Raw genomic sequence first — 14,101 nt, 5'->3', positions numbered from 1 at the left:
TTTCGGATTGGGGGGCCGCACCCCATATAGGGTCCGTACCCCGGTACGGAGTCAAGCCATGACCACTTGGACCATCGCCGGCCTTGCGCGCGAAGCCGGCATCGGCGTCGAGACCGTGCGCTTCTACCAGCGGCGCGGCCTCCTCGATCGGCCCGAGCGGCCGGCGGGGCCGGGCGCCGGCGGCGGCTTCCGGCGCTACGACGAGGCGGACGCCGAGCGCCTGCGCTTCGTGCGTGCCGCCAAGACCGCCGGCTTCACCCTGGAGGAGATCGTCGAACTCCTGCGGCTGGACGCGGTCGCGGACCGCGCCCGCGCGCGCGAACTCGCCGAGGCGCGCGTTCGGGCGCTCGACGCGCGGATCGCCGAACTGCAGGCTGCCCGCGATGCCCTGTCACACCTCGCCTCCGCCTGCCGAACGGGCGCACCCGGCCCCTGCCCGATCGTCTCGTCGCTGGCTGAGAGCAGCCGCGCTTGAGCCATCCTGCCGCAGCGCGCATCGAATCGGCGCCGGGATCGTTGCGCGGGAAACCATGATCGACGAGGCCCGGCATGAGCGAGACGGCGGAAAAGACCGACCCCAAGCTGTGGGACAAGGTGAAGCGCGCGGTGACGAAGGGGGCCAAGGGCGGAAAGCCCGGCCAATGGTCGGCCCGCAAGGCGCAGCTCGCCGTCCACGAGTACAAGGCCGAAGGCGGCGGCTACAAGGGCGAGAAGTCCGACGACAACAGCCTGCACCAATGGTCGGAAGAGGACTGGGGCACGAAGTCCGGCCGGGAAAGCGGCAAGACGGGCGAGCGCTACCTGCCGAAGGAGGCCCGCGAGCATCTCTCGAAGGAGGACTACGCCCGCACCACCGCCAAGAAGCGCCGGGACACGAAGCGGGGAAAGCAGTTCTCGGCCCAGCCGGCGGACGTCGCCGAGAAGACCGCGCCGTTCCGAAAGCACGACCGCGAGGCAACCAAGGCCGAGCTCTATGCGGAGGCGAAGAAGCGCGACATCAAGGGCCGCTCCTCGATGAGCAAGGCGCAGCTCGAGAAGGCTCTGGCCGGCTGAACCCGGTCAGAAGTCGCCGAGGCTGAGCTGCGGCGAGGGCTTCGTCGGCGGGCGGCGCTTGGGGACCATGGCCGCCTTGCCTGGGGGACGCGCATTGCGGGACGCCGCAGCGGGCTTGTCCCGCATGCGCTTCAGCGCGGCGTCGCGCGCCTTGGCCTCGGGCGCCTCCGGGTTTTCGGTGAGCCACTTGCCGCGCTTGATCACCTCGTTCACCCGGCCCTGGTTGACGCCGAGCTGGAAGGCGATCTCCTGCTGCGTCTGGCCGGTGGTCTCGTGCAGGTGCAGGATCTGGCGCGCGAGGTCGGGCGTCATCTTGCGGCCCGTCACACGCCGGGCGGGGCTGAGCGAGCGCTTCGCCTTGTCGCGCCGGCGCAGAAGCTCCAGGACATCTAGCGCCGAACGCAGGCCATGGGCCTTCAGCGCTTCTTCGAACTCCTTCAGCGTCGTCACGAAGCCGCCCTCCGAAATCGTCTTCCGATAAAGAATCTGAGGCGTTTCAATCGGTTCTTCAAGAGCGGACGCGCCGGGACTTCAAGCCGGCGCACCGCTCGCGTATGCCCGTCCCAAAGGCGAGCGCCGCGCGGCGCTCCCGCAGGCGGGAGAGACGGCATGACGGACGCGGCGACCCTTCTCGACTTCGACACGCTGAAAGGGCGGATCGAGGCGATCTTCGCGCGCGCCGGCCTGGCGCCGCTCCACGCGGCGGCGCTGGCGCGGGTGATCGCGGCCGGCGAGCGCGACGGCGCGAAGTCGCACGGCCTCTACCGGATCGAGGGCTGCCTGCGCACCTTGGCGGCCGGAAAGGTCTCGCCCGATGCCGTGCCGGAGCTTCTGGACGACGGCTCGGCCGTGATCCGGGTGCTGGCGGGCGGCGCCTTTTCGCCGGCCGCCTTCGAGCTCGGCGCGCCGCTTCTCGCCGAGCGGGCGCGCGCGCAGGGGCTGGCGGCTCTCGTCATCAACGACTGCGTCCATTTCTCGGCGCTCTGGCCCGAGGTCGAGGCGCTGGCCGCCGAAGGGCTCGCCGCGCTCGCCCTTTGCCCGAGCTACGCCACCGTGGCGCCGGCGGGCGGCACGCGGCCGCTTCTGGGCACCAACCCCTTCGCCTTCGCCTGGCCCCGGCCGGGCGGCACCCCTTACGTCTTCGACTTCGCGACCTCGGTGGCGGCGCGCGGCGAGATCGAGCTGCACCGCCGGGCCGGCAGGCCCCTGCCCGCCGGCTGGGCGATCGACGCGCAGGGCGCCGCGACCACCGATCCTGCCGAGGCACTGGCCGGCGCCATGCTGCCCTTCGGGGGGCACAAGGGATCGGCCATCTCGACCATGGTCGAGCTTCTCGCCGGCGCCATGATCGGCGACCTGACCAGCCGGGGCGCGCTGGACGCGCTCGGCACCACAACCCTCGCCCCCCGCCACGGAGAGCTGATCCTGGCGTTCTCGCCGGAGCGCTTTGCCGCCGACCGGCCGGGGGACCCGTTCGCGGCGGCCGAGACGCTGTTCGAGGCGATTCTCGGCCAAGGCGCGCGGCTGCCCTCGCAGCGTCGGTTCGGGGCGCGCGAAACCTCCCTGCGGCAGGGGATCGCCCTGTCGGCGGAGGAGACGGCCCTTCTCGGCCGGCTGGAGGCCGAAGGCGCCTGACGCGGCCGCCGCGAAAAAAAGTGTCATGGCATAAGAATTCGGCGAGACTTTCTCCTTAGAGTGGCCCGCGATCGATCCGGACCCCGGCGCCCATGAAGCTCAGACTGCAGCGCATCTCGCGCATCGGCGTCGCCGGGGTGCTGGCGACCGGCCTCTTCCTGGCCGGGCTGGTGGCGCTGTGGCACCTGACCGCCTATCGCCAGCATGCACAGGCGCTCATCCAGTTCGATCGCTTCGCCCTTTCGCTCCAGTTGATGGCCGCGGCCTCGACCGAGCGCGCGCTGGCCAACGTGCTTCTGAGCGCGGCGGAGAAAACGTCCGAGGAAACGGCAAAGCTCAGCGAGGCCCGTGCCCGGGTGGACGCGCTCTACGGTGCTCTGGTCCGGCAGTTCGCGCAGGAGTTCGGCCAGCGCGACGTGCTGCGTTCGGACGCGCAAAGCTTCGAGAGGGTGCTGAAGGGGGGCCGCGAAGCGGTGGACGCGCAGATCGCGATTCCCACCCGCGATCGATCGGCTCCCGACATCTCTGCGGCCATCCTGACGATGTTCCGCGTCGCCGATGGCGCGCAGGTGCTGCGCGACGATCTCGGCCAGGTCCTGGTCGGCCTGTCGCCCGAGCTCGTTCCCCTCCTGATGGCCGCGGTCTCGGTCAGCGACCTTCGCGACTATGCGGGCCGGCTCGGCTCCCTGGTCGTCATGCAGATCAACGCCGACGGGTGGAGCAGCCGCGCCACCATAGGGGAATTCGCGGCCATGCTGTCGCTCACCGACACGCTGCAGCGCCAGATCGAGAACTATGTCGCCCCGTTCATCCGCGACCAGGGGGTGGAGCGCGCGATCACGGCGGTCAACTTCGGCTACTTCGCCGGCTCGCGCGCCTATGCCCAAACGCTGTTCGCCAGCCGGCTCGAAAGCTCGGAAGCCAACGTCGACACCTTCAACGATCGGTACGATCCGGGCCTGCGCGCCACCGAGGCCCTGCGCGAGGCGCTTCTCGACGTCGCCCGCGCCGGGCTCATCGCCGCGCGCGACCGGAGCCTGCAGCTGGCAGTGGGCAGCGCGGCCGGCGCGGCCGTCTTCGGCCTTCTCGCCCTCCTGGCGCTGTCCGTCCTGGAGCGGGGCATCGTCCGCCCGCTGGTCGTGGCCCGCGAGCGCATGGCGCGCATCCTTTCCGGCGACCTCGCGGAGGAGACGCGCGAGGAGACGACGGTGTTCCTGGAGATCGACGCGCTGGAGCGCGACATCGAAACCCTGCGCCGGCACCAGATCGACCTGCGGCGCCTGGAAGGCGAGCGCGAGACCCTCTCGCGGGAGTTGCGGCGCCTCGCCTCCACCGACGCCTTGACCGGCCTTCTCAACCGCCGCGCCTTCGAGAACGGGGTCGCCGACCTCTTCGAGGGCGCCGGGGGGATCGGCGTCGGCTTCGGCATCGTGATGATCGACATCGACCACTTCAAGTCGATCAACGACCGGTTCGGTCACGGGACCGGCGACGAGGTCCTGCGCGAAGTAGGGCGCTTCCTGACGCGCAAGCTGCCGCCCGGCGCGCTCGTCGCCCGCTTCGGCGGCGAGGAGTTCGTCATGGCGCTGCCCGATATCGGCCGGGGCGAACTGGACCCCTTCGTGGAAGCGCTGCGCGCCCGGCTGGAGGCCGCCCGCATCCTCGCGACGCCGCGGCTCCGCGTGACGGCGAGCTTCGGCGTCCACTGGGTGGCGCCGGGCCAGCCGCTCGACTGGCAGGCGTTCCACCGGATCGCCGACGACCACCTCTACCGCGCCAAGCGGAGCGGCCGGAACCGGGTCGCCTCGAGCGCCGCCTGACCGGCATCCCGGGCGCTTCGGCATCCCGGCGCACGCCGCCCGGCCGAGGGTCCCGCAGGACTGAACACAGCGTCGCGTGCCGGCGGCCGCCTCAAAGCTGTTCGCATCGCGCGCCAGGGTCTAAAGGTCGTCCCGACGGCGCCGCGGCGCCCCCTCCTGCCGGGACGATCCCATGAGCCAGCCCCTCGAACTCGGCCTCGACACGTTCGGCGACGTGACTCGCGGGCCGGACGGCGCCCCTCGCTCCCACGCGGCGGTGATCCGCGAGGTGGTGGACCAGGGCGTGCTGGCCGACGAGCTCGGCCTTGCCTTCTTCGGGGTCGGCGAGCATCACCGCGCCGACTTCGCCGTGTCCGCGCCGGAGGTGGTGCTGGCGGCCCTGGCCGCGCGCACCAGCCGGATCCGCCTCGGCTCGGCCGTCACCGTCCTGTCGTCGGACGATCCGATCCGCGTGTTCCAGCGCTTCTCGACGCTCGACGCCCTGTCGAACGGGCGGGCGGAGGCGATCCTCGGACGCGGGTCCTTCACCGAGTCCTTTCCCCTGTTCGGCCTCGAGCTGGAGGACTACGAGCGCCTCTTCGAGGAGAAGCTCGACCTCTTCGCGCAGCTCCTGAAGGGCGGGCCGGTCCGCTGGCAGGGATCGGTGCGTCCGCCGCTCGCCGTGCCCGGCGTCTATCCCGAACCGGAGGGCGACGGCTTCACCGCCTGGATCGGCGTCGGCGGCAGCCCGGAATCGGTGGTGCGCGCGGCGCGCTACGGCCTGCCCATGATGCTGGCCATCATCGGCGGCGCCCCCGGACGCTTCCGTCCCTATGTCGACCTCTACCATCGCGCTGTGGCCGAGATCGGCGGCGCGGTCCGCCCGCTCGGCGTCCATTCGCCGGGCTACGTCGCGGAGACGGACGAGGCGGCGCGCGCCGAGTTCTTCGACGACTACCGCACCATGCACGCACGTATCGGCGCCGAGCGCGGCTGGCCGCCGCTGGAGCGCGCCGCCTTCGAGCGCGAGATCGAGCACGGCTCGCTCTATGTCGGCTCGCCCGAGACGGTGGCGCGCAAGATCGCGGCCACGGCCTCGGCGCTCGGCCTGTCCCGATTCGACCTGAAATACAGCGCCGGCCCCCTGCCGCACGATCGCCTGATGCGCTGCATCGAGCTCTATGGCGGGGTGGTCGCCCCGCGCGTGCGCGAACTCCTCGACGCCTGAGGCCGGGTCAGTCCGCGCCCTGCCGCCGAGCGCCCCGGATCATGCGCCGGGCGATGTCGCGCACGGCCTCGTCGTCCTTCGTCCCGTCGCGGGCGGGGTCGCCGAGATGGTCGAGGCTGCCCTCGACGAAGTCGAGGAGGCCGGGATGGCGGGCCTCGACATATTCGATCAGCTTGAACAGGACGTGTTCGGCCGCGATCTCGCGGCGGCGGGCCTGGATGGCGGTGGCGTCGGGGGCGTCGGTCACGGGTGCTCTCCTCGTTGGTCGCGTCCCAACGCGCCGAGGCGGGGAAAGGTTGACGCGCCCGGCCGGCGTCTGGTCTTTTCGCCGGCTACGCACCCGCCTTCGGCCCTCCCTTCATTGCCGCGGGAGGCCGAAGACATAAGTCCCCCGCGATCTTCGGATCGCTCCCTCGCCATGGAGCCGGCCAGGGCTATCTCAGTTCGCACCGCTTGCAGGACGGGTGGCGGCGGACTGCGTCCCGACCGACGACCAGGAACTCGAAAGCAGGCTGTCCCGGATGAGCGTTCCCGACCCGGTTCGACCCGGTTCCGCCCCGCCGCACCGACGCTACGGTGCCATCCTCGACAACACCGAGATCGGCTTCTGCGTCCTGGAGATGCTGCACGACGGAGCGGGCCGGGCGGTGGACTACCGCTTCGTCGAGACGAACCCGGCCTTCGAGCGCGAGACGGGCCTGCGGAACGCGGTGGGCCGGACGGCGCGCGCGCTGGTGCCGGGCCTGGAACAGGCCTGGGTGGACACCTATGCCGCCGTCGACGCCAGCCGCGAGGCGACGCGCTTCGAGAGCGGATCGGAGGCCATGGGCCGCTGGTTCGAGGTCTACGCCTTCCCGGTGGACGAGCCCGCCCTCCATCGCGTCGGCCTCCTGTTCAACGACATCAGCGCGCGCCGGGCCGCCGAGGAGGAGCTGCGCCGCAGCGAGGAGCGGTTCCGCGTCTTCGCGCAGGCCATGCCCAACCAGGTCTGGGCCGCGCAGGCCGACGGGACTCTCGACTGGTTCAACGACGCGGTCTACGCCTATACGGGCCACGAACCCGGCTCGCTGGACGGGCGCGGCGCCTGGGAACCGCTGATTCATCCCGACGATCTCCCGGACATGAGGCAGCTCTGGTGGCGCAGCCTGTCCACGGGCGAGGTCTTCGAGCACGAGTTCCGGATGCGCCGCCACGACGGCGCCTATCGCTGGCTCCTGGCGCGTGCCCTGCCGGTGCGCGACGAAGCGGGCGCGGTGATCCGCTCGGTCGGCTCCAGCACCGACATCGACGAGAAGCGGCGCCGGACGGCCGAGCTCGCGCGCCTCAACGCCACGCTGGAGGACAAGGTCGCCGAGCGCACGCGCGAGCGCGACCTGATCTGGGCGGCCTCCACCGACCTCCTGTGCGTGGCCGACCTCCAGGGCTGGATGATCGAGATCAATCCCGCCTGGACGGCCACCACCGGCTGGAGCGAGGCCGAGCTGAAGGCCAGGCCCTTCCACGACTTCGTCCATCCCGACGACCGGGAGGCCACCGCGGCCGCCGCCGACGGCCTCGCCCGAGGCGTGCCGGCGCTCGCCTTCGAGAACCGCTACCGCTGCAAGGACGGCTCCTACCGCTGGCTGTCCTGGAACGCGGTGCCGCGCGAGGGCCGCATCTACGGCACCGTGCGCGACGTCACCGCGATGCGCCGCCAGGCCGAGGAGCTCGCCCAGCGGACGGCCGAGCGCGACCGCGTCTGGCAGACCACCAACGACCTCATGGGCACGGCCGGCCTCGACGGCCGGCTGCGCGCGATCAACCCGGCCTGGACACGCCTGCTCGGACGGAGCGAGGCGGAACTCCTGTCCCTCGACCCGGCCGGCCTCGTGGATCCGCAAGGCCACGAAGAGATGGCCGCGGTCCTCTCACGCCTCTCGGCGGGCGAGCGGGTGGACGGGTACGTCAACCGTCTTCGGACCCGGGAGGGGGTCCTGCGGACCATCCAGTGGGCGGCGACCCCGGATGTCGAGGCGGGCGTCTTCCATATGGTCGGGCGCGACGTGACGGAGCAGGCCCAGGCCGAGGACGCGTTGCGCCAGAGCCAGAAGATGGAGGCCGTCGGCCAGCTCACGGGCGGCATCGCGCACGACTTCAACAACCTCCTCGCCGGCATCTCGGGCAGCCTGGAAATGATCGAGACGCGCCTGGCCCAGGGGCGCGGCGAGGAGGTCGGGCGCTATGTCGCGGCCGCGCAAGGGGCCGCCCGGCGCGCCGCAGCGCTCACCCATCGCCTGCTCGCCTTCTCCCGCCGCCAGACGCTGGCGCCCCGGGCCACCGACGCGCCCGCCCTGGTGGCGGGGTTGGAGGATCTGGTCCGCCGCACGGTCGGCCCGTCCATCGTGGTGGAGACGGAGGTCGGCGGGGCGGTCGGCGCCGTGCTCGTCGATCCCAATCAGCTGGAGAACGCCCTTCTCAACCTGTGCATCAACGGGCGAGACGCCATGCCGGACGGGGGACGGCTGCGCATCGCGATCCACAACCGGCAGCTCGGCGAACGCGAGGCGCGCGAACTCGACCTCGCCCCCGGTCCCTACGTCTCGATCTGCGTGACGGACGACGGGACGGGGATGGAGCCGGCCGTTCTGGAACGGGCGATGGAGCCCTTCTTCACCACCAAGCCGATCGGGATGGGCACCGGGCTCGGCCTGTCGATGATCTACGGCTTCGCCCGCCAGTCGGGCGGGCAGGTCCGGATCCGCTCGGCGCCGGGCCAGGGGACGCAGGCCTGCCTCGTGCTGCCGCTTCACGCCGGGTCGGCCGAACCCGACGCCGGGCCGCCCGCCGACGCGGCGCCGGCCGAGGGTGGGGGGCGCCGGGTCCTCGTGATCGACGACGAGCCCCTGGTGCGCATGCTCGTCGTCGACGTGCTCGACGAACTCGGCTACACGGCCCTGGAGGCCGAGGACGGCCCGTCGGGGCTGGCCATCGTGCGCTCGGACCAGCGGATCGACCTCCTGATCACGGATGTCGGCCTGCCCAACGGCATGAACGGGCGGCAGGTCGCCGACGCCGCGCGCCAGCTCCGCCCCCGGCTCAAGGTGCTGTTCGTCACCGGCTATGCCGAGAACGCCGTCCTGAACCGGGGCGACCTGGAGCCGGGCATGGCGGTCGTCACCAAGCCCTTCGACATGCGCGAGCTCGGACGGCGCATCGGCGCCCTTCTGGACGGGGACCACGCTTGAAGCGCGAGGCCGCCCACAACGCCTCCCCTTCGTCCGGGGAAGGCGCGCAAGTCTCTGCGGCCCGGCGCTTCACCCTACCCATCCGCTGGCATCTCGTGGTCTTCGCGGCCCTGGTTCTCCTGCCGCAGATCGGGCTCGGCCTGTGCCTCGGCTGGTGGTACTCCAAGGCCGAGCACGAGCGCCTGGAAGCCAGCGCGGTCGCGGCGGCGGCCACCGTCAGCGACCAGCTCGACCGCGAGCTGGAGGCGATGAAGGCCGCGCTTCGGGCGCTGGCGACCTCGCCCAACGCCACGTCGGAGAACTTTCCCGCCCTTCGCCAGCAGTCGCAGCAGTTGCTGGCCGAGCACGGGGCGATGCTGGCCGTGCGCGACCGCGACGGCCGGCAGGTCCTGAACTCGCTCGTGCCGCTCGGGCAACCGCTGCCCACCGCGGTCGATCCGGTGCTGGCGGCCGCCGACGCCCGCGTGATCGACGATGGAGAAGCCGCGGTCTCCGACCTCTTCGTCGGGCAGGTCACGTCGGAATTCTACACCGCCGTGATCGTCCCGCTCGTGGTCGGCGATCGGACCCGCTACGCGATGAGCATGGCGCTCAAACCCACCGCAATCCAGGATATCCTGATCCGGACGCGCCTGCCCGATACCTGGACATCGACGGTGCTGGATTCCCGGGGCCGCATCGTGGCGCGCTCGCGCAACCAGGAGCGCTTTCTGGGGCAAGGCGCGTCGTCCGAATTCCTCCGCGAGATCGAAGGCCTGCGCAGCGGCGTCGTGCCCAAGGTGACGGGTCTCGACGGACAGCCGCACTTCGCCGCCTTCGACACGCTCGACAACGCGGGCTGGCGCGTGGTGGTGGGCGTGCCGCACGCGGTTCTCAACGCCCCGTTCCGCATCCTCGTCCTGACGATCGCCGGCACCGCGCTGCTGGCATTGGGGATCTCGACGATCCTCGCCCGCCTGTATTCGCTCCGGCTGGAGCGCGAGGTTACCTCGCTGCAGGCCATGGCGGCCGCGACCGGTACGGGCACCGCCCCGGAGCGTCGGCCGGGGCATGTGCGCGAGCTGGAGGCGATCGCCGCGGCCCTGCGCGCCTCCGACGCCTCCCTCCTCGAGCGCAACCGGACGCGCGATCTCCTGCTGGCCGAACTCAACCACCGCGTCCGCAACACGCTGAGCGTGCTTCTGGCGGTGGTCAACCAGACGATCCGCTCGGGCGGCGACGAGGCGCTGGCGCGCAAGACCACCGGGCGCATCATGGCCCTGTCGCGGGCGCACGACCTCCTGTCCCATGCCGAATGGTCGCCCGTCGCCCTGTCGGACCTCGTGCGCCGGACGAGCGAGGCAGAAGGCCTGCCCATCGTCTTCGAGGGGCGGGAGATCCATCTGCGGGCCGAGGCCGTCGCCCCGATGGCGCAGGTACTGCACGAACTCAGCGTGAACCAGCGCCGGCACGGTCGGAACCATGCCGACGGGGCGGTGCTGCGTACCGCCGTCGAGCCGGGGGGCGTGCGCCTGACCTGGCGGCTCCCGGGCGCGCAAGGCGAACGCCCCTGCCTTCCGGGCTTCGGCCTGCGCCTCGTGCGCATGTGCGTGGAGCGCCAGCTCTTCGGACGGATCGAGCGGCTGGACGCGGCCGGGCTGGAGGCTCTCCTTCCCCCGGCCTATCTGACGGGCCAGGGCCTGCCCACGGCCCCCTTCGCCGCGCGCTGGCAGGACGATTCCAGGGCCTGACCTTTCGGACAGGGGAGCGAGGTCCGCCCCTCACCGCTCGCGCAGCGATTCCTCGACGTTCTTGAGCACCGGTTCCATCAGGTATTCGAGCACCGAGCGCCCTTCCGTCGGGATCACCACGGAGGCGGCCATGCCGGCGACCAGCCGGCCGCGCACCTCTGCAGGCAGGGTGGACTGGTCGATCTCGACCTCGGCGGCGTAGGCCGGCGGCTGGGCCGGGTCGGGGCCGGCCACCGTGTCGCGCGACAGGCCGACGAGACGACCCGTCACCTTCTCGCGGCGGTACTTCATCAAGGAGCCCGGATGGACCTCGACCATCATGCCTTCGTGGACCCGGTCGATCTCGGCCGGGGGGATGCGCACGCGCACGCGCATCTCCTCGCCCTCGGGCACCACTTCCAGGATCGGCTCGCCGGGACGCACCACGCCGCCCACCGTGAAGGCGCGCGAGGACTGGACGGTGCCGGCCACGGGCGAGCGGATGGCCGAGCGCGACAGGAGGTCGAGCGCCACCTGCCGCTCCTGGCGGAGCGAGGCGATCTGGCGTCCGACCTCGATCAGCTTGGCCGAGGCCTCCTGCCGATACTCCTTGCGCAGCGCCTCGCGCTTGAGGTCGATCTCGGCCAGCTTGTCCATGCCCTTCCGCTCGTCGTTGCGGCTCTTGCGGATCACGCCCTCGTATTGCGCCTTCTGACGGTCGAGGGTGGTGACGCGGCTGAGCGCGACGAGGCCCTTGTCGTAGAGCGGCTTCACGCTCTTCAGCTCGCGCGCGATGCTGGAGAGCTGATCTGAGGCCGCTTGCGCGTCGAGCTTGGTCTGGGCAATCTCGTTGCGCGCCTGGCGCGCTTGCGTGTCGAGAAGCTCCAGCGAGCCGGCCAGGACCTGACGCCGCTCCTCGAACTCGCGATAGTTGTCCTGCAGCTCGCCCCCATCGAGGCCGCGCATGAGCGAGGCCGCCTCCTCGGGCAGGACCATGTAGTCGGCCAGGTCCCGCTGGGCGACGAGGCGGGCTTCGGTGGCGAGCGCGCCGGCCAGCGCCTGCGCGGCGGCGGCGGCGGCGGCCTGGCTGCGCGTCGTGTCGAGGCGCAGGAGCACCTGGCCCGCCTCCACCCGGTCGCCGTCGCGCGCCAGGATCTCCTCCACGATGCCGCCTTCCAGATGCTGGATCGTCTGGCGGTACGATTCCACCGCGAAGGTCCCGGCCGTCACCACCGCCGCGTTGACATGGGCGAAGGCCGCCCAGCCGCCGCACAGGCCGACCGACAGGCCGAGCACGATCCAGCCGGTGCGCAGCGACCGGCGCCAGTTGGTGTTGGGGGCCGGCGCCCCGAGCAGCAAGGGCGCGGGGGCGCCGGCGGGTTGGGCGGCCAGCGGCCGCAGGGCGCTCATCCGCCGGTCCCCGTGCGCTGGAGGTCGAGGACCGGCGCCTGCGGCGCGTCGCGGAAGCGCGGCAGGCGGTTGAAGATGCGCTCGCGCGAGCCGATCGCCTGGACGACGCCCTCGTTGAGCACGAGGAGATCGTCGCAGAAGCCGAGGAGGCTGATGCGGTGCGAGACGACGATCACCGCCGCCCCATCGTCGCGCAGGCGCTGCATGGTGCGCCCGAGCACCTGCTCGGCGCCGGCGTCGAGGTTGGAGTTCGGCTCGTCCAGGACCACGAGGCGCGGGCTCCCGTAGACCGCACGCGCCAGCGCCACGCGCTGGCGCTGGCCGCCCGACAGGACGTGGCCGCCGGGGCCGCTGAGCCGCGTGGCATAGCCTTCGGGCAGGCCGCGCATGATGTCGTGGATGCCGGCGAGCTCCACCGCCTGGAGGATCTTCTCGCTGGTGGCGGCCGGATCGAAGCGCGCGATGTTCTCGGCGATCGTGCCGGGCAGGAACTCGACGTCCTGCGGCACGTAGCCGACATGGCGGCCGAGTTCGTCCGGGTCCCAGTGCGACAGGTCCTGCTCGCCGAAGACGATCGTGCCGCGCGCCGGCTTCCAGATGCCGGTGACGAGCCGCGACAGGCAGGACTTGCCCGCGCCGCTCGGGCCGACGACGCCCAGGATCCGGCCGGGCGCCAGCGAGAAGGACACGTCGTTGATGACCGGCTTGCCCATGCCCGGCGGCCCGCCGACGAGGCGCGTGACCTTCAGCTCGCCGGACGGCGCGGGCAGCGACAGCGGATGGGGCGCCTCCTCGATGCCGCGCAGCAGCGCGTCGAGGCGGCGCGCGGCCGAGACGAAGGACTGGATCTGGCTCCAGTTGCCGATGATGTACTGGAGCGGCCCCTGGGCGCGCATCATCACCATCAGCACCACGAAGAGCACGGACAGCTGGATGCGGTCGGTCAGAAACAGGAAGCCGCCGAGCCCGTAGACCACGATCATCTGTGCGTTCTGGACCATGCGCGGCACGAGGCCGATCAGGGCCGCACGCGACTGGGCGAGGCCCCGCCAGCCGAGGCCGTCGCGGTGGAGCGCGTACCAGCGCTCGGTCAGCGCCGGCAGCATGCCCATGACGCGCAGCGCCTCGGCGTTGCGCGACACGGCGAGACCGAACTCGTTGGCCTCCACGTCGAACCGCTGCGCGGTCGCCAGGTGCCCCGCGACCCAGTAGTGGGTGGCCACCGACATGGCGGCCGAGAAGGAAAGGAGCCCGAGCATCAGGAAGCCGAAGGGGGCGCTGATGAAGAACATGGCCAGGACGAAGAGCGGCGACCAGAAGGCGTCGACCACCGCCGACAGCGAAGGGCCGCACAGGAAGCGGCGCACGGTCTGGAGATCGGCCAGCGCCTGGGCGGCGGGCGCGTTGGCGCGGCCCTGCCCCCGGTTCACCGCGTCGAAGCAGACGCGGGTCAGGCGCTCGTCGATCTCCAGGCCCATCCGCTCCAGCACCTGGGCGCGGATCTGCTCCATGATCGTGTAGGTCGCCGCGACGACGGCCGCGATCATGAGGAGGGTGATCAGCGTCGAGGCGTTGCGGCTGGTGCCGACGCGCTCCACGATGCTCATGGGCACCAGCGACATGGCCATGAACAGGAACGGCAGGAAGAAGCCGAAGGCGAAGAGGTTGACGTAGCCGAGCGACATCGAGCGGACGATGCCGAGGAGCGGCGAGGACAGGACGGGCTTCATCCGCCTCCCCTTCCGCCCTCGGGGCACGGCAAGGCGCGGCGCCCGAACGGCGCGTCGCCTCCCGCCCCCTGGCGCTTCCCGGTCGGCCGGGGATCGCGCATATGGCCCGTTCCTTTCTCTCCCCGCCGGATCGCGGGTCCGGACGGGCTGGATCGAAGCCGCCCGGCCGCCGTTCTCCCGGGGCCGGCGCACGGGACGCGGCATCGGGCATTCGACGAAAAATGACACGAGGGGAGTAAAGCTCTGTTTAAAAAGGCCGCATCGCGCTTCGCCCCGCCGGCCGGGCATAGGCCCAAGGCCCGCGTCCTCGGCG

Annotated in this window: 11 protein-coding genes; 7 read left to right on the top strand and 4 right to left on the bottom strand. The window is 71.7% G+C overall.

Annotated elements, in window-relative coordinates:
- Positions 1 to 58 precede the first annotated feature (58 nt).
- Both O5O54_RS02810 and O5O54_RS02805 read left to right on the top strand, forming a co-directional pair.
- A complete protein-coding gene (locus tag O5O54_RS02810) occupies positions 59 to 475 on the top strand; it encodes a MerR family transcriptional regulator (protein WP_279478835.1) in 417 nt (138 codons plus the stop codon).
- A gap of 74 nt (positions 476 to 549) precedes the next feature.
- A complete protein-coding gene (locus tag O5O54_RS02805) occupies positions 550 to 1,053 on the top strand; it encodes a DUF5872 domain-containing protein (protein WP_279478833.1) in 504 nt (167 codons plus the stop codon).
- 6 nt (positions 1,054 to 1,059) lie between these two features.
- Here O5O54_RS02805 and O5O54_RS02800 read toward each other — a convergent pair whose 3' ends face one another.
- Positions 1,060 to 1,503, bottom strand: a complete 444-nt coding sequence (locus O5O54_RS02800; protein ID WP_279478831.1) for an RNA polymerase subunit sigma-70 — start codon at positions 1,501 to 1,503, stop codon at positions 1,060 to 1,062.
- 159 nt (positions 1,504 to 1,662) lie between these two features.
- Between O5O54_RS02800 and O5O54_RS02795 the strand changes: the two genes are divergently transcribed.
- The 3 genes from O5O54_RS02795 (at position 1,663) to O5O54_RS02785 (ending at position 5,715) form a co-directional block, all read left to right on the top strand.
- Positions 1,663 to 2,688, top strand: a complete 1,026-nt coding sequence (locus O5O54_RS02795) for an Ldh family oxidoreductase (RefSeq protein ID WP_279478829.1) — start codon at positions 1,663 to 1,665, stop codon at positions 2,686 to 2,688.
- Between the two features lie 92 nt (positions 2,689 to 2,780).
- Positions 2,781 to 4,508, top strand: coding sequence for a GGDEF domain-containing protein (locus O5O54_RS02790; RefSeq protein WP_279478827.1), 1,728 nt, complete (start codon positions 2,781 to 2,783; stop codon positions 4,506 to 4,508).
- A 172-nt stretch (positions 4,509 to 4,680) separates the two neighbouring features.
- Positions 4,681 to 5,715 (top strand): LLM class flavin-dependent oxidoreductase, encoded by a 1,035-nt coding sequence (locus O5O54_RS02785; RefSeq protein WP_279478826.1) that lies wholly within the window; start codon positions 4,681 to 4,683, stop codon positions 5,713 to 5,715.
- 7 nt (positions 5,716 to 5,722) lie between these two features.
- On the opposite strand, the gene O5O54_RS02780 is transcribed toward O5O54_RS02785, so the two are convergent.
- Positions 5,723 to 5,962: a hypothetical protein gene (locus O5O54_RS02780; RefSeq protein ID WP_279478824.1), complete on the bottom strand. Its 240-nt coding sequence runs from the start codon at positions 5,960 to 5,962 to the stop codon at positions 5,723 to 5,725.
- A 274-nt stretch (positions 5,963 to 6,236) separates the two neighbouring features.
- Here O5O54_RS02780 and O5O54_RS02775 point away from each other — a divergent pair, with 274 nt between their 5' ends.
- Positions 6,237 to 8,939 (top strand): PAS domain S-box protein, encoded by a 2,703-nt coding sequence (locus tag O5O54_RS02775; RefSeq protein WP_279478821.1) that lies wholly within the window; start codon positions 6,237 to 6,239, stop codon positions 8,937 to 8,939.
- Positions 8,936 to 10,669 carry a sensor histidine kinase gene (locus O5O54_RS02770; RefSeq protein WP_279478819.1) on the top strand — a complete coding sequence of 578 codons (1,734 nt, stop codon included), beginning with the start codon at positions 8,936 to 8,938 and terminating at the stop codon, positions 10,667 to 10,669. Before O5O54_RS02775 ends, O5O54_RS02770 begins: the two co-directional genes overlap by 4 nt.
- 30 nt (positions 10,670 to 10,699) lie before the next feature.
- On the opposite strand, the gene O5O54_RS02765 is transcribed toward O5O54_RS02770, so the two are convergent.
- Both O5O54_RS02765 and O5O54_RS02760 read right to left on the bottom strand, forming a co-directional pair.
- On the bottom strand, positions 10,700 to 12,058 hold the full coding sequence (locus tag O5O54_RS02765) for an HlyD family type I secretion periplasmic adaptor subunit (protein WP_279478817.1): 1,359 nt from the start codon (positions 12,056 to 12,058) through the stop codon (positions 10,700 to 10,702).
- The gene (locus O5O54_RS02760; RefSeq protein WP_279478815.1) at positions 12,055 to 13,788 is read right to left on the bottom strand and encodes a type I secretion system permease/ATPase; all 1,734 of its coding nucleotides are present in this window, start codon (positions 13,786 to 13,788) and stop codon (positions 12,055 to 12,057) included. The genes O5O54_RS02765 and O5O54_RS02760 overlap by 4 nt, the downstream gene beginning before the upstream one ends.
- Positions 13,789 to 14,101: the final 313 nt, after the last annotated feature.

Source organism: Aureimonas sp. SK2, from assembly GCF_029813115.1.
In the GTDB taxonomy this organism is placed as follows: domain Bacteria; phylum Pseudomonadota; class Alphaproteobacteria; order Rhizobiales; family Rhizobiaceae; genus Aureimonas.
This window is presented reverse-complemented; position numbering and strand designations above follow the sequence as displayed.